This is a genomic window from Nostoc sp. UIC 10890, assembly GCF_054786515.1.
Genome location: NZ_JBSGKF010000001.1, coordinates 6,808,445 through 6,822,873, shown reverse-complemented (window position 1 = coordinate 6,822,873; position 14,429 = coordinate 6,808,445). Strand labels below are relative to the sequence as shown.

Here is a 14,429-nt window from a genome sequence, read left to right as displayed (position 1 = left end):
GCTAGAGGGTAGAGTAAGTCTTTTTCTGCGGGATGCTTTATGTTGACGCAGCCTGCACTTGGCGCTGACGAAAAGTTTAGTGAGTGCAAAGGGGGCAAGCCTTTTTTATCCCTACTGAAGAATATCACGCTTGGTGTCTGTTCGCTTGTCAAAAAAATAAACCAAATTAAGACGACACGCTATGAGTTTGTTGTCTTATCTGGTAGGGGATTTAGACAATAATTCCAGTAAATTGTTCTTGGATGCGTTTGTAAATTAGCTCAATCTTGTAATAATCAAAATTAAAGTTCCTCCAAACATAGGACTGTTATAATACCTATTGCATAAGCAATGATATCCTTCCAATCAAATACACTTCCCAAGGCAACAGCCAGAATCTTATATTTTTGCAATCCTAAATTATTTACAAAATTAAAATATTGAAGTATTTCGATAGTACAAGAAAATGCAAAAACTGATAAAGCGACGATGGATGAGTGTATATTGAAAAAGGTTCTGACAAAGCAATAAATTAGTATAACTACTAAAACATCACCAATGAAAGGACGGATGAAACTATCATTTACAAAAACAGCAATATATACCTCTATTAAAAATAATGCAACTGTGAAGTAAAAATATTTTTGATTGAAGATAAACATGGCTATCAATAGCGCTCAAAAACACCTATTTGACTATAACCAGTAAACCACAAATTTTTGAAAATTAACGTAATAATAGGGGTTTCAGCCATTAAAAATCAGGAAGCAAACACTATTATTAATAGAGGGATGTCTACAACGGACTATGCCTAAAAGGATATTTGAAAAGTTTTGGGCGAATATAATTTGCTACTACACAGGCTAACTCCACCTGCGTCGACTAGCAGAAAATTAAGTTTTATAACCCACGTAGGCGGGTTTTGTATGTGTAGCTGCGACTAGAAGTCGCAGAGGCAAGTAATAATTTAGACTTTTCAAACAACCTCTAAGCTGAATGGCACTAAGAAAAGCCCAAAAGCTTATGTCTGTCGTCTCGTTCCCAGTCTGGAGGCTGGGAATGTATTTCTAGGGACTGCTGCCTCTTGTCAAACTACTGGAGGCGGCAGCCCTTCCAGAATGGTTTCCCAGCCTAGTACCGCAAGGCGGAATTAAAAATTAAAAATTAAAAATGAAGACAGCATAAGGGTTTTGTTGATTGGGAATGGGTGGCAATACTACTCGGTTAAGCATTTTGAACCCAAAGTTTGGTTTTGGGAAAGGGTTAAAGGGCTGGGGTTAAAGGTTTTTAATTTCCCTTTCCCCCCGCCCCTTATCCCCAGAGGGGGCCCCACCTTCCCCTTTCCCCCAAAACCCGACAAGTATTGGAATGGGTGGTTTATTTCCGCCGTGCTGTACTAGAGGCTTGTTCCAGTTACAAGGGGATGAAAACAAAGTGAAAACTCAGAACTATGATGTGGTTGAATAGAGAAATCAAGTCAACTCTAAAAAATAAATATTTTAATTAACTTTGACCACACAACTAAAACACCTCACAACCACAAAATACGCTTTATCACTGCACACTACCACTCCCGAATTAGGGCTAGCAATTAGTAATTTTGCAGGCGAGACTCGCTCTCAAGTTTGGAATTTGGGGCGTGATTTATCTAGCCTAATACATCAATATTTAATTGAATTTATCAAACCGCAAACTTGGGCAGATTTGTCATTTATCGCCGTAGCAAAAGGCCCTGGCGGCTTTACGGGAACTCGAATTGGCGTTGTGACTGCTCGGACTTTAGGGCAACAGTTAGATATTCCTGTATTTGCGATTTCAACTTTGGCTGCGGTAGCTTGGTCAGAAGCAGGCAAAAGTCAAAATCTAAAAACTATTGCTGTGGAAATGCCAGCCCAACGAGGTCAAATTTTTGCTGCTATTTATCAGTTTGAGCCAGATATTTCTAAACTAAAAGTGTGTTTGTCAGATAGAGTGTTGACACCAGAAGCATGGCAGGAAACTTTAGCCAATTGGAACACTAATTATCATTTGATTCAAGCTCAATCTGGGTTAGCAGCGACGGTGACAAGTATTTTAGAACTAGCTAATCTCGATTGGCAAGAAGGCAAATTTCCTAATTGGTCAGAGGCTTTGCCATATTATGGGCAGCATCCAGTACAGGATGCATAGCATAAATCTAAAATCAAAACAGCCACAGCCAAATTGGGAGAGTAACCAGCAATACTATAGCCCCAGCAGCTAACGCCGTAACTGCCAGATCGCGATCGAGATTGAATGTCTCAGCAATTACCAGCGTACCGAAAGCTGGGGGCATGGCCATTTGTAAGAGAATTACCTTGGCTGTGGAACCAGTTAATCCAAACAGTGGTAATATTCTGCCCAATATCAAGGGAACTAGCAGCATTTTGATTCCCAAGCTCATCCCGGCTTGTGGTAGGCTACGCCAAGATTTGAGCAGTCCTAGTCGCATTCCAATTAACACCAGAGATAAAGCTACACTAATCCAAGCCAATTTCTCCAAGCAGAATTCTACTACCGTGGGAATTGTCATTTCTTGAACCAGTAAGCCAAATCCGAAACTCCATAGGGCAGGATTAATTAAGATCGCCCTAGCAGTCTGCCAATGATTTTGGACATCGCCGCCAAAACGGGCTGCTAGCAAAATACCCAAGCCATAAGTTCCGGGGAATGAACCTAACAAATCGTAAAATAATGCCCAAACAAAGTATTCTTTGCCTAGTATTGCTAAGGTGATGGGAAAGCCAAGATAACCTGTATTACCCAGCGTTGCCGCTAGGATCAAGCTAGCCTGAGTGGATTGTTGGGGGACAGTCTTTCTAAAATAGGCTTGTGCTTTAATCCCTAACCAAGCTAAAAATGCTCCTAGTAAAATGGCTAGGTAAGCGATCGCAGGTGCAATCCAAATTTGCCCTGATAAACTGGATTGACGCAAAAACGATACTATGCTTATGGGTACTCCCACCCAAAAGAGGAACTGTCCCAAACGTGTAGGAACTGTCACAGGTAGTTTGCGTCCCAGAATGAAACCTACCAGGACTAATCCTCCTAGCTTGACGTATAGTTCTAAAAGGTTTGTCAAGATTGCGCCTAAAAACCACAGATGTAAAATGCTACCTGTTACTTCTACTTTTGTCCAGTGCAAAATCTGTTATGGCTGTCCCACAAAAACAGGAGTTTATCCTTGAATAAGGCAGGGTTTTCTGGAAGACCGCAAAACTCATCGAATGACCTTGGTGATGATATTCCAGTGGCTGTACGCGATACCCCTGTTGCAACACCTAAAATTTGGTTGCAACCCCGAATTATCCTGATTGGGGGAGTTGCGGGATTTGTCTTGCTGGCTTTAATTAGCGGTTTTTTGTTTTTCGTTACTTCACCCAAAAAAATTGCCGATTCTCAACCCTCGCCCACTAGTTCTACACCTACACCAACTACAGAATCGGATAATGTCAATACTCTGTTAGGGCATCTGGCATACCCAGAAGCCCCTGAATCAGAACTAGTAACCATCTCCGCAAATAGGGGCATTAGAATGCGAAAATCTGCTGCCCAAAAGTTTGAGGAGATGGTAGCAGCAGCGCGGAGTGCAGGTGTGATTTTAGTACCAATTTCTGGCTTTCGTTCAGTCAAAGACCAGGAGCCTTTGTTTTTTGGTGTCGGTGCCCAGCGAAATCAAAGGCCAATAGAACGAGCTGCCCTCAGCGCTCCTCCTGGTCATAGCGAACATCACACAGGTTATGCTGTGGATATTGGAGATGGATCAGTACCAGCAACTAATCTCCAAACCAACTTTGAAAATACTAAGGCGTATCGGTGGCTGCAAGCAAATGCAGCGCGTTTCAGCTTTGAAATATCTTTTCCGAAAGATAATGCTCAACGTGTGAGTTATGAGCCTTGGCACTGGCGTTTTGTAGGCGATCGCAATAGTTTAGAAATGTTCTACAAAGCTAGAAATTTGAAACCCGCTAAAGTGCCTCAATAAAAGTTGATACAAGCGATCGCAATACTTACAGCAGAGGGCAGTTTTCCTCCAGCAATAACTGCCCTCTGACTTGTGCCTTCATTGATAAATTACCATTATGATGGGGATTGGCAGTAGGTAAACGCTCTGCTCCCAAAAAGAAGTTAAAATGCGTAAACTGCCCTCTTACGCCGGAATTATTTCTCATCTGGAAACAGACTGGAGACCAAAATGACCTCAGCAGCGATGTCTGGCGACAAGCCGCAAAGCGTCTACGCTACACCCCGTCAGGAATCACCCCTGTTGTTTGAGGGACTGACCTGGAGAGAATTTAAAGCAGTTGAGCAGTTGTTAGACCGTCCGGGATATCGCCTGTCTTTTCTGGATGGAGTTTTGGAGATCCGAAGAATGCCGGGAGAACCACATGAAACCGTTAAAGAAAGGCTCGGCGCATTGCTGGAATTGTACTTGCTTGCGGCAGGGTTTGACTTTACCCCAACTGGCTCAATGACACTGGAAAGTGAAGCGGTTGCTGTGAAGCGAGAAGCAGATAAATCGTATAAACTTTCCCCTGGTCGAGTGCGTCCCGATTTGGCGATTGAGGTGGTGTTTACCAGTGGCGGAATCAACAAATTAGAAGCATATAAGCGGCTCTTGATTCCTGAAGTGTGGTTCTGCGAAGATGGTGTGTTAGAAGTTTATCACCTACGGAAAGAGGGCAATGCACTTCACTATGAAAGGGTTTCCAGTAGTGAGGAGGTCAAAGGAATCGATTTGGATTTGTTATTACGTTGCATTAATAGGGTAAATCATGTTGATGCCATCAAGACTTTTCAGCAAGCGCTTCAAAAATAGCTAGTCGGCAATCTCTAATCCGGAGTTCAATTCTTGTAAAAGTTCAGTGCTAATGGGTGATGTTGCCAGAATTGGATGCTTAATACCTCCCCAAATACTTCCAGTGCGGATACGATGAGAAACTAACACTTCCGGAATTTGACTAGAGATTAAAACCTGTGGTGGCGCAAGTTGATCGAGCGATCGCGCTATCTTGTAATGATGTGATTCTGATAAAGCCTGATCTAGTTGTTGAGCGATAATTTCCCGGCTTTCTTTTGCCGAATCTAATAATAGAATATAGTGTGGAGGCTCGGCAATCGGCATCAAACTTTTAAAATTAGTTTCTTGCAAATTCAAGAGAGTCAAAGCATTATTTACAAAGGTTTCTTGCAACTTTTCGCCCACCAAATCGCTAACGACTTGATGTCGTCCGAGAAACTCTAAACAGGGAGTGTGGCGATAGTAATGAGTTACGCGGATGCGATCGCCAATTCGATAACGATACAATCCGCCTTTCTGGGATAAAATAATCGTGTATTCCTTGCCAATGCTGAGTTCATGTAAGCCGTGCAAGGAACCAGTCTCATCCTCGAACTCGAAAAATACTTCATCAAGAACCGGCACACATCCCCCAGCTACAATCAACGGAATCGTCATTGGTGCTTCGGTTGCTAGTAGTCCTTTACCTTGAATTAATGCATCTGGAAATTTTAATCTTAATCCTTGCGCTTGATCTGCTGCATTGGCGCTATCCCAGCAGGAAATCAGCTTCAAATTTGGCCAGAGTTGCATCCAGTGAATATTACTTTCGCTGAGAAGTTGGAGGCGATAATGTGAAATGCGGTTGTGTAATTCTTTTCGCAATAAATCCTGATTTTCTTGAATATATTTTAAATGTACTTGTAGGAAACTAGGACTCCAAATAGAGATAATTTCTAGTTTTTCAGCCTCTAATAATGCCAAAGCCAGTTGATGTTTAAACAAATTCGCGTCATGCAGTCGGCTAAGTTTATTTGGCATCACCAACCAAGGACGCAAAAACCAACGCAACCAGCCATCTAAATAATCTAAATCATCCTGTAAAGCTTGGCTATCAGCTACATTTAATTGCGGCGAGATACAAGCATAAAGCTTGCCTGTAGAAAATTTCGGCCCGTGTACAATCAAATCATGCGCCCATACACAGAACATTTGATTAAACGATCGCCGCAAAGATTGAGTATAAGGAATCCATTTTACCGCCCCACTGCTACCAGAGGTTTTTTCATAGAACAAAATGGGTTCTGGTGTGAGGGAAATTTGCTGCTGTTTTTGATTTAACCAGGGTTCGAGTGCATCATAATCTACGATTGGTACACGCTGCCAATCGTCTACAGAATGAATCCCCAAAGTTTTGCCATACTCACTTTTGATTAGGCGATCGCAAATTTCCCTTTTTACAGATGTCTGCATTAACTCTGGGTTATCCAAAGCTCGATAAAATCGCCTCGCAGTTGGCACAAGGATTTGCCCAAAAAGCTGAATAATCGGACGCATTATTGCACCTTTTGATTAGGATAAAGCTTGGTAGCTGCTGGTAAATAAGAACCATCAGCAACGACTACACCGGGAGCAAGATTAGATCCGGCTCCCACAAAAACATTGCTGCCAATCTGGACTTTTTTGACATACAACATTAAATTTTGCTTGCGGGGTTTAATGATGTGGCAATAGATACCGACACCATGCCCGACAACGACGCGATCGCCAATTTCTAACAAACTGCGATCGGCAATCTCCAATCTTGTTGTCCAGTATACATCTCGCCCCACTTTAGCACCCCATAATCGTAACCAACAAGAAAATACCCCCGGAATCAGTCGCAGCACTGCTTCCAACACCGGAATTGCAATATAAATTACCTGGATTTGATGACTACCCCACCAGGGATTATATTCTTCACCTAGTAGATAACTAATCCCCTCGCGCACAGGATAAACCCATTCATGCAAGCGGTAAACTAGCACTGGTAGCCCATAAATAGAAAGTAACACTGCCAGAATACTGAAGATGTTGGGTGAATAGGCAAGGTAAATTATTGCTGCACCAGTTAGCAATAATATAAAGGTGGGAAAAAAGGAAAGAATTTTACTTATAACTGTCATGAAAATGGGAATAAAAGTTTTTGGAACAAGTTCAATGAGATAGGAATTCCAATTATAGATGGCAATTTTTCGCTTTCATAATATGTTCCATGTAACTTATCCCAAATTTTAAGATTAGCTCCATAGTTATAATTGTGGACTTCGCGGCAATGATGCCAAGCATGATCCTGTGGTAGGATTAACCAAGGAGATAAAAATTGATATAGCCTGGTATTTGCAGGAATGATTAAGCGGCTATGTCGCCATAAATCTAAGGCAGAAGTTAGGCTGACTCCAAGTACATAACCTGTTGGATCGGCTAACAGATACAAAAACAAAGTGTGTATCCATAAATAAATAATTAATAAACTTGTCCAAAGTGTGTTGCGAGAAGTTCCTAATACATCCATCTGAGTAACAGTATGATGGACTTGATGAATTTCCCACAACAATTTAGTATGTAATAAACGATGGTTCCAATAATATAAATAATCAACTACAATAAAACTGAGAATAAAAGTCGGTATTAATGATAGTTTCAAAATTCCTTGTTGAACAGGGAATAAATGTTGATAAAGCCCATAAACTAAAGTAGCTTGTAGTAAGGGAATTAAAATTCCTTGAATCGTTAATCCTGTACTATCTAGCAACCAATCTTCACGAGTTTTTATTTTAAGTTGAGTTCGTCCAAGCTGATTGCTAAGAGTCCAACCAACTAATCCGATAAAAGAACCAAAAATTAGCAGTTGTGCAAAGTTTTTTATTTCCACTTTTGATTGCTCACACTGATTTTGAACATGGGTTTTACCCCACCCTAACCCTCCCCTTATAAAGGGGAGGGAACTGGATTTTCCGATCTCTCCCCTTTATAAGGGGAGGAAACCGGATTTTCCAATCTCCCCCCTTTACAAGGGGGGATTAAGGGGGGTAATTACGAATTATTTTCAAACCAAAAATGTAACTTTTACTGATTGATTTGGCAATAAACGCGGATCTTCTCCACGAGATATAGCTGCCATAATTGACTCGACAAATATATGAATTGTGTCCGCAGGGGTATTATAAAATTGTGTCCCGTATTTAGCGATCGCTTCCCCCTGAATACCCAAAATTTCCACATCTTGGCGGATAATATGTTGAGCAGTCCACCGCACAAAGGGACGTGCTAATTTATTCCAAATACCGTAGTTATAGGTGACATCTGTGTAAACCAGAGTTGAATTATCGGTTTCTGGAATAGATTGACTGGTAATGAACAAATGCCGATTATGTGCCATCTTATATTCCACAGAGGTAATATTTGGCATATAAAAGCGATCGCTATGTTTAATCTCTGCATTCTGCAAATTCAGAAAACGGCTGTACCATCCCAAATTACTGTTTTCGTTGCGATACTCCACCAAAACCGAACCATTGCAGCGTTCTACAGTCATCTCTAACTTTTGTTGGCGGGAGGTACGGAAAACACCAGGATGAACAAAAGCTGTATGGGGAATATCAATAAAGTTCTCTGCACAATTAGTCACATTGTTAGCAAAACGGTTAATTACCCGTACCGTCTCCCATCCTGTTTCTTCATAGTGAGGCATAGAAAAGGGTTCAGTCTCAATATTTGGCGTATCAGCTAACCGCACATAAACATAGCCATCTTGTTCTTTGGTAGCGTAACACTTGGCTCGACGCTGTGAGGAAGGTTTGAAATCATCTCCTTCAGCTGGAACAGCAATGACGTTCCCAACCCCGTCATATACCCAACCATGATAGGGACATTGTAAAGCACCGTTACAGATTTTACCTGATGATAGACGGCTATTGCGGTGTAAACAGCGATCGCGCAAAGCTACGGGTTGTCCATTTTCACCGCGAAATATCGCTAACCATTCTCCTAAAACGGTGCGTGATAATACTTTGTTAGGTTGTAGTTGGTTGCTGAGTGCGACAATATACCAGAAATCTGCAAATTGCATGGTGAGTGGGAGCGATCGTATTTAAATTATGGCAACCGTTTTGGTAAGCTGGGCGTTAGATTTCATGTTATTTAAGGGCAACCTAATTTTAAGCATAAGTTGAAGTATATCCCTCAATCTCGTACTAACAATTTGAGCTAGAAACTAAAAAATTAGGTAGCTGAGTACAACAATGGTAAATCAACCACAACGTCCTTTTACAGTAGATGCTAGTACCCATGCGTCAAATCCTGGAAATCTGCATATTGATTATTTCTATTGGATTCGTTCATTTCCTAGCGAACCAATTGAATTGATTTTTCCGCTCACCATTGTGGTTGTGCTAGCTTTTCTTACCAATTGGATTTTTGGGTTTGCGTTTTTCGGAACACTACGTGAGGGCAAAAGTTTACATCTTCTGCCATCTGCATTATTTGGAATTACTATATTTAATATTTTTTTCGGCATAGGAATATTTTGGATTATTAAGAAACTGATATTTCTGACAACCCGTACCCGCGAACACTTTCTTTATGGTTGTGTCAATCCTGGTGTTGTTGTTGCATTAAAGCCACCTCTAGTTGCAGTATTCACAGACCTCACTACAGGTAAAACGCCACGTCATGCGATCAAAATTTTGCATCAACCCCTTAAGTGGATGAAAAACGGAGTACCACCAGTGGGTACAAGGTTGGCTACAGTAGCTCTATATGAGGGCAACCTTCATAAAGGTTACTGGGACGACTTTTATCCAGTAGTAGTTGATTGTGTCACTGGCAATCAAGCCGATATACAAAGAGTCTTAGAGAGCATTCCAGATTGGGAATGGGAGCAGCTTGAAGCAGGACTTGGATATATTAGGACAACTAAGCCAGGACTATATACCATACCTTTTGTTCGTTGTGCATTCTGCCACCAACTCATCTTCCTGCCGCTTTATCCCATGCACAGAGAAAAGCACACAGAACCTTTAGCAGATGGTCAAATGACTGACCATGTTACTATCCATCCAGAACGCCGTTATCAGGGCGCACTTGATATAGTTCCGCAAGCTTACATCCACCCACATTGTGGCGGTGCAACAACGATGCCAGAGGAAATAATTCGTAGCTATCTAGTTAACCCATTTCTATACAATGAGTCCACATTTTGTTGTGGATGCAACGATTACATCCATCAAAAAGAACTTTACTGGATTGAAACAGGGCAATGCTTGGCAGAATATTTTCAAGACTTACAAAAAGAATACATCCGTTTGCATGGTAATCCTCCTCCCAATCCATTCGTGTAGCAGTAAGTAAATTGGTTTGAGGCTAGGAAAAACCAATATTTTCCAACATTGATAGGAGCGATCGCCAAGTTGATAGTATAGACAGTAGCGAATTAAAGTTTCACTCCTCACCGCCCTCAAATGCTACCAACATCTCATCTGCTAAAAGGGTGTTAAAGTCCTCTGGCACTACAAAACGCCCTTTATCTTGTCCTAAACTATCGCGGCGATTTGATAAAGTGCGAAACGGAACCAATTTGGCAACAGGAATGCCTCTGTCAGAAATAATGATTTCTTCTCCATGCTCTACCCGCAACAAAAGCTGTGAGAGATTTGTTTCAGCTTCATGGATATTTACAGTTTCCATGATTTTATTCTACTAAGTCTTTAAACTAAGTATTTAATCACCGCCAGCATCACAACTACCACCCCCATCAGATCCTCCACTATCGCAACTGCTTGAGTCATTACTACTCCCATCGCCATAACTTAGAGGATCTAAAGAATTCCAACTACTATCTGTGTCATGAGAGTAGTAGCTAGAATTAGTTATATTTGTTTTGTAGGAACTCTTTTCATCCAATAAAGTATTTAAAAGAAAGGGTATCAAGAACGCACCAATAAAACCTATTGATATGATGAAAATAATCAGGGGAAAAAAATGATCGAGGTGCATAGCTTTTATTTTTTGGTGATGTTTTTAAATTATTCAGCAAAAAGTAAGTCTCAGTAGAAACTTCAGTGCCATTAAGCCTGATTCCAGATTTCAACCTTAACTAAATTTATCCTTTTAGTCTCCGAATTTCAAGATTAACTGTAACATCATTAATCTGACAAGCTAACCGCGCATGAGGGTTATTAGTCGCTAATGTATCCAGCATTTCCTGTTCATCAGGTTGAGGAGGCGGAATATCACCAATAACCTCAACCAAACAAGTTCCACAAATACCAGTCCGACAACCAAATAAAACAGGTGAATTCTGAATTGTGAGATGTTCAGACAAACTTTGATGACATTCCAAAGTTATAGCAACAAAATCACTTCCCGGAAAGGATATCTTACAGAAGTCAGCCATAATAAGCAACAATCTTACCTAAACAACACTCTTCTATTCCTCTCTGCGCCTCTGCGTCTCTGCGTGAGATGAAAATAAATCCCCTCGGTTTTCAAAACCTTGAAAAGCCCTTTTTTGAGTCGCCAAATATCGAGAAATTGAATTAGTAGCCATCAGCGACATATCCCGATTACGTTGCCAAAGATAATCGAGTTTTTCAACATACACCTGATAAGATTTCATCGCCTCCTGATGAGTTGAGAAACTGCGCTGTAATCCTTCCGATTCCTCGGTAAAACAACGCTGCATCATTTCTTTAGCATCCTTGTCACTCATGGCAAAAATAGGCGATCGCAACACACGATAAATATTGCCATACAGCGCTGGATCGTACCAAAAAATTCCATTAATAGCCGCAGAAAAATGAAAATGATCGCGCTGACACCCCAGCAATCCTAAATTAGCAACCAGTCGCTCAAAAGCAGTCGGTGGCTTAAGAAAAGTGACAACATCGTGAGATATAATTGTCGAACTATTGAAGTGAAAGCTTTCATCCATAAAGTGATAATAAGAGACTTTAGCAGGAATGGGAGCGGCTTCAGAATGGGGATGTTTTTGATAATAATTGCTGAGTTTGTGCTGTACTAACTTGCCGTTTAGCGTCCGCACTCCCCGAACTGTGAAATACTGACAAGCCAAAAAAGTATTATTCGCAGAAATCAGCCCAAAGTATTGAAGCTGAATTTTTTTCCACCAAGTTTTTAGAGCATTGGTGTCAGCATAAACCATCGTTTCTGTAAAGGGGCCGCGCATGGGGTAGGTAAAGATAAGTTCCCCAAATAACGCTTGTTCAACCTGTTTGGCAATTGTGCGGAAGGCGTTAATGTGCGATCGCTCTTGGGCGGATTCCAAATCTAATGTATCGCAGATTAAGCGAAAATCTTCTTGGGCGTAAAGTCCAGCTGCACTGGTTTGATTGAAAAAGATAGTGGCAATTTCCGCAGAAACAATTTGTGAGTAGTAAGCTACCCAGTAAAGTTGGTTCAAAATTATACGCTGATGTTGGCTGGACTGTTCCCATAAAGGTGTACCGTATAGCAGGGAAAATTCCTCTGGGTTCCAATACTCGTTTTGACAATCTTCATAGCGAAACTTGGTGACAGCTTCATCCATTAAAGCAGTATGATCTTGCTGTTTGTTGCGGGTGTGGTTAATTTGTAATTTGCGATGAATAATTTTTTCCATATCCGTTTTTATTTCACGCAGAGATAAGATTAATATTTATTACACACATTGATGGGCGGGGAGTGGTTGAAAGGCTCCGCGTTCTTCTAAATTTTGCAGGATAGACTGGGCTGATATTCCACCCATAAGCGATCGCAATATTTGTAATCGGGTTCCGCTATGGGTTTCTGTATCTAGTTCTTCTAAGATTTGGATTTTTTGCGATCGCGTCAGATGTCCTTTTACTTGTTCAACTGCCGCTAGTACGCTTTGTGGCCCCAGCTGTACCATAAACAAAAACTGTGCCAATACATCGAGAATTGTTGTTTGACTGAATGCTGAAACAGAAGTTTGATTAAACAAGGTGGTTCCCGTAGCGTGATGACGAGATTCAGATTGTAAAAAACTGGAAAAAAGTTCTGCTAAAACTGGATAGCGGCATTCCTTCGCTAAACGTCGATAATGGCTTAAACCCCATCCTTCTAAAACGACTTGCAGCACAAACAACAAAACTGTTTTATCTGCACTTTCAACCACTTCTGATAGTAAGCGCAAAAACGGATCGTCCGTGCTAGTTACTTCCATTGCTGGTAAAAAATGGCTAATTTGGTGAAGGTGGGTAGCTTCATCAGCCGTAAACAATGCATAAAGCATTCGCTCTTCAACTGTTTCTGCTAAAAGTACCATTTTTGCCATGTAGCCAACGCCTGCTTTCTCAATAAAAGATGATTCTTCTAATAAACTGCGGTTAGCAAGTTCCAGAATAGTAGATTGTTCATTAATATTAGATTGTTGAAAAATCTTGACTTGATGTAAATTGAAAAAATCAGCATCCCAATAATTTAATTGGAGATAATTATCATAATTATTCTGATTAGATAAGGCTGCTGTTAATATCCGTCGTAAACGGTCATCAGAATCTGTATGTGGTAGGTCAAAACCGACAATATTATATTTTGAATCCATGTTCAGGGCTAGGTGTTGATAGGGTTTGAATATTTGGATAATTAACAGTTTCCCAAATTGCCCAGGTTAAAGCTTTCTGGTGATTAACGTGCTGAATAAATTCCAGAATAGATTGATCTGCTTTAGTAGGAGTCTTTAAATCAAACTGAATTGTTTGAAATACCTGTGTATCGCCTTTTGCAAAGTAATTACCAACTTGCTGAGTTAACCATAACAAACCACGATTTAAAACCCATCCCCAAAATCCCGGACGCTTGGGAGTGACAAGAATTGTTTGCCCTTCAGTTTTGCCACCTTCTATCATTCGCAGTGTAAATATAATGTAGAAGTGCAGAAAATCTGGCCCTAGCGTCACAGTGCCAGTGCTACCATACCAGTAACACATACTATAAGTAACTTCGTTGCGATATAAAGGACGAATCAGGCGAATTAACCAGGAATCATCCCCTCCGCGTGTAGTGTTGCTGAAGGTAATAGCATTAGGGTTGAGGTTTTGAGAATCAAATATAATCTCTAAAGGTAAATTGTGTACTGTATTGAAATGGTGAGCATCAATTGCATTAATTAGTAAGACATTGGGATGGCAATTTTTGACAAAGCGAGTTCCCAATATATAATCACAATCGGCCTGTTCTAATTCTGGTACAAAGGGCAGCGAACTTGGCTTTCCTTCTCCTACCCAAACCCAAATCATGCCGTATTTTTCTGCCGTATGCCAAGTTTTAATACATACAGGTAGCGGTTTTCCGAGAGAAGGAACATCTACACAAATTCCGCGACTGTCATACTTCCAATTATGAAAAAAGCAGCGAATTCCATCACCTTCTACCTTACCTTCTGCTAAATGAGCACCCATGTGTGGACAATAAGCATCTACAGCTACTACCTGACCACTAACTCCCCGGTAAATCGCCAGATTTCTACCTAGCAAAGTTATAGCTTTTACCTTGCCAATTTTTAATTTTTTTGATGGTAATGCCCAGTACCATCCTTCTATAAATTGTGTTGAGTTATTAAAGTTTAAGTGTGGGTTGGTAGATGGCATAA

The 14,429-nt window shown here is 40.8% G+C and carries 16 protein-coding genes; 4 read left to right on the top strand and 12 right to left on the bottom strand.

From position 1 onward, the window contains the following. Positions 1–281: 281 nt before the first annotated feature. Positions 282–641: a ribosomal maturation YjgA family protein gene (locus ACWATR_RS28240; protein ID WP_460339438.1), complete on the bottom strand. Its 360-nt coding sequence runs from the start codon at positions 639–641 to the stop codon at positions 282–284. Positions 642–1,488: 847 nt separating this feature from the next. Between ACWATR_RS28240 and tsaB the strand changes: the two genes are divergently transcribed. Beyond that, complete coding sequence (gene tsaB / locus ACWATR_RS28235) at positions 1,489–2,148, top strand: tRNA (adenosine(37)-N6)-threonylcarbamoyltransferase complex dimerization subunit type 1 TsaB (RefSeq protein WP_460339435.1); 660 nt, start codon at positions 1,489–1,491, stop codon at positions 2,146–2,148. 13 nt (positions 2,149–2,161) lie between these two features. Here tsaB and ACWATR_RS28230 read toward each other — a convergent pair whose 3' ends face one another. After that, on the bottom strand, positions 2,162–3,079 hold the full coding sequence (locus tag ACWATR_RS28230) for an AEC family transporter (protein WP_460340731.1): 918 nt from the start codon (positions 3,077–3,079) through the stop codon (positions 2,162–2,164). Positions 3,080–3,181: 102 nt separating this feature from the next. Between ACWATR_RS28230 and ACWATR_RS28225 the strand changes: the two genes are divergently transcribed. Next, positions 3,182–3,982 carry a M15 family metallopeptidase gene (locus tag ACWATR_RS28225; RefSeq protein WP_460339433.1) on the top strand — a complete coding sequence of 267 codons (801 nt, stop codon included), beginning with the start codon at positions 3,182–3,184 and terminating at the stop codon, positions 3,980–3,982. Between the two features lie 210 nt (positions 3,983–4,192). Then, positions 4,193–4,816, top strand: a complete 624-nt coding sequence (locus ACWATR_RS28220) for a Uma2 family endonuclease (protein WP_460339431.1) — start codon at positions 4,193–4,195, stop codon at positions 4,814–4,816. On the opposite strand, the gene ACWATR_RS28215 is transcribed toward ACWATR_RS28220, so the two are convergent. The 4 genes from ACWATR_RS28215 to ACWATR_RS28200 form a co-directional block, all read right to left on the bottom strand. Next, positions 4,817–6,334: a GH3 family acyl-acid amido synthetase gene (locus tag ACWATR_RS28215; protein WP_460339430.1), complete on the bottom strand. Its 1,518-nt coding sequence runs from the start codon at positions 6,332–6,334 to the stop codon at positions 4,817–4,819. Beyond that, complete coding sequence (locus ACWATR_RS28210) at positions 6,334–6,942, bottom strand: acyltransferase (protein WP_460339429.1); 609 nt, start codon at positions 6,940–6,942, stop codon at positions 6,334–6,336. The genes ACWATR_RS28215 and ACWATR_RS28210 overlap by 1 nt, the downstream gene beginning before the upstream one ends. Beyond that, complete coding sequence (locus tag ACWATR_RS28205; RefSeq protein WP_460339427.1) at positions 6,939–7,691, bottom strand: sterol desaturase family protein; 753 nt, start codon at positions 7,689–7,691, stop codon at positions 6,939–6,941. Before ACWATR_RS28205 ends, ACWATR_RS28210 begins: the two co-directional genes overlap by 4 nt. A gap of 174 nt (positions 7,692–7,865) precedes the next feature. Further along, positions 7,866–8,888: an aromatic ring-hydroxylating dioxygenase subunit alpha gene (locus ACWATR_RS28200; protein WP_460339425.1), complete on the bottom strand. Its 1,023-nt coding sequence runs from the start codon at positions 8,886–8,888 to the stop codon at positions 7,866–7,868. A gap of 172 nt (positions 8,889–9,060) precedes the next feature. Here ACWATR_RS28200 and ACWATR_RS28195 point away from each other — a divergent pair, with 172 nt between their 5' ends. Next, the gene (locus ACWATR_RS28195; RefSeq protein ID WP_460339423.1) at positions 9,061–10,158 is read left to right on the top strand and encodes a DUF3239 domain-containing protein; all 1,098 of its coding nucleotides are present in this window, start codon (positions 9,061–9,063) and stop codon (positions 10,156–10,158) included. Positions 10,159–10,258: 100 nt separating this feature from the next. On the opposite strand, the gene ACWATR_RS28190 is transcribed toward ACWATR_RS28195, so the two are convergent. The 6 genes from ACWATR_RS28190 to ACWATR_RS28165 all read right to left on the bottom strand — a co-directional run bounded on the left by ACWATR_RS28190 (position 10,259) and on the right by ACWATR_RS28165 (position 14,427). Next, positions 10,259–10,504 (bottom strand): type II toxin-antitoxin system Phd/YefM family antitoxin, encoded by a 246-nt coding sequence (locus tag ACWATR_RS28190; RefSeq protein ID WP_460339421.1) that lies wholly within the window; start codon positions 10,502–10,504, stop codon positions 10,259–10,261. A gap of 33 nt (positions 10,505–10,537) precedes the next feature. Further along, positions 10,538–10,813, bottom strand: a complete 276-nt coding sequence (locus ACWATR_RS28185) for a hypothetical protein (protein ID WP_460339419.1) — start codon at positions 10,811–10,813, stop codon at positions 10,538–10,540. A 106-nt stretch (positions 10,814–10,919) separates the two neighbouring features. Then, a complete protein-coding gene (locus ACWATR_RS28180) occupies positions 10,920–11,213 on the bottom strand; it encodes a 2Fe-2S iron-sulfur cluster-binding protein (RefSeq protein WP_460339417.1) in 294 nt (97 codons plus the stop codon). Positions 11,214–11,246: 33 nt separating this feature from the next. After that, positions 11,247–12,437 (bottom strand): P-aminobenzoate N-oxygenase AurF, encoded by a 1,191-nt coding sequence (locus ACWATR_RS28175; RefSeq protein WP_460339415.1) that lies wholly within the window; start codon positions 12,435–12,437, stop codon positions 11,247–11,249. A gap of 39 nt (positions 12,438–12,476) precedes the next feature. Continuing rightward, positions 12,477–13,382 carry a ferritin-like domain-containing protein gene (locus ACWATR_RS28170; RefSeq protein ID WP_460339413.1) on the bottom strand — a complete coding sequence of 302 codons (906 nt, stop codon included), beginning with the start codon at positions 13,380–13,382 and terminating at the stop codon, positions 12,477–12,479. Beyond that, positions 13,366–14,427 carry an aromatic ring-hydroxylating dioxygenase subunit alpha gene (locus tag ACWATR_RS28165; protein ID WP_460339411.1) on the bottom strand — a complete coding sequence of 354 codons (1,062 nt, stop codon included), beginning with the start codon at positions 14,425–14,427 and terminating at the stop codon, positions 13,366–13,368. The genes ACWATR_RS28170 and ACWATR_RS28165 overlap by 17 nt, the downstream gene beginning before the upstream one ends. Positions 14,428–14,429 lie beyond the last annotated feature (2 nt).

Coding starts and splice junctions, on each gene's coding strand:
- ACWATR_RS28210 (WP_460339429.1), bottom strand. CDS start 6,942: ATGACAGTTATAAGTAAAATTCTTTCCTTTTTTCCCACCTTTATATTA.
- ACWATR_RS28185 (WP_460339419.1), bottom strand. CDS start 10,813: ATGCACCTCGATCATTTTTTTCCCCTGATTATTTTCATCATATCAATA.
- ACWATR_RS28220 (WP_460339431.1), top strand. CDS start 4,193: ATGACCTCAGCAGCGATGTCTGGCGACAAGCCGCAAAGCGTCTACGCT.
- ACWATR_RS28240 (WP_460339438.1), bottom strand. CDS start 641: ATGTTTATCTTCAATCAAAAATATTTTTACTTCACAGTTGCATTATTT.
- ACWATR_RS28190 (WP_460339421.1), bottom strand. CDS start 10,504: ATGGAAACTGTAAATATCCATGAAGCTGAAACAAATCTCTCACAGCTT.
- ACWATR_RS28170 (WP_460339413.1), bottom strand. CDS start 13,382: ATGGATTCAAAATATAATATTGTCGGTTTTGACCTACCACATACAGAT.
- ACWATR_RS28175 (WP_460339415.1), bottom strand. CDS start 12,437: ATGGAAAAAATTATTCATCGCAAATTACAAATTAACCACACCCGCAAC.
- ACWATR_RS28165 (WP_460339411.1), bottom strand. CDS start 14,427: ATGCCATCTACCAACCCACACTTAAACTTTAATAACTCAACACAATTT.
- ACWATR_RS28215 (WP_460339430.1), bottom strand. CDS start 6,334: ATGCGTCCGATTATTCAGCTTTTTGGGCAAATCCTTGTGCCAACTGCG.
- ACWATR_RS28180 (WP_460339417.1), bottom strand. CDS start 11,213: ATGGCTGACTTCTGTAAGATATCCTTTCCGGGAAGTGATTTTGTTGCT.
- ACWATR_RS28200 (WP_460339425.1), bottom strand. CDS start 8,888: ATGCAATTTGCAGATTTCTGGTATATTGTCGCACTCAGCAACCAACTA.
- ACWATR_RS28195 (WP_460339423.1), top strand. CDS start 9,061: ATGGTAAATCAACCACAACGTCCTTTTACAGTAGATGCTAGTACCCAT.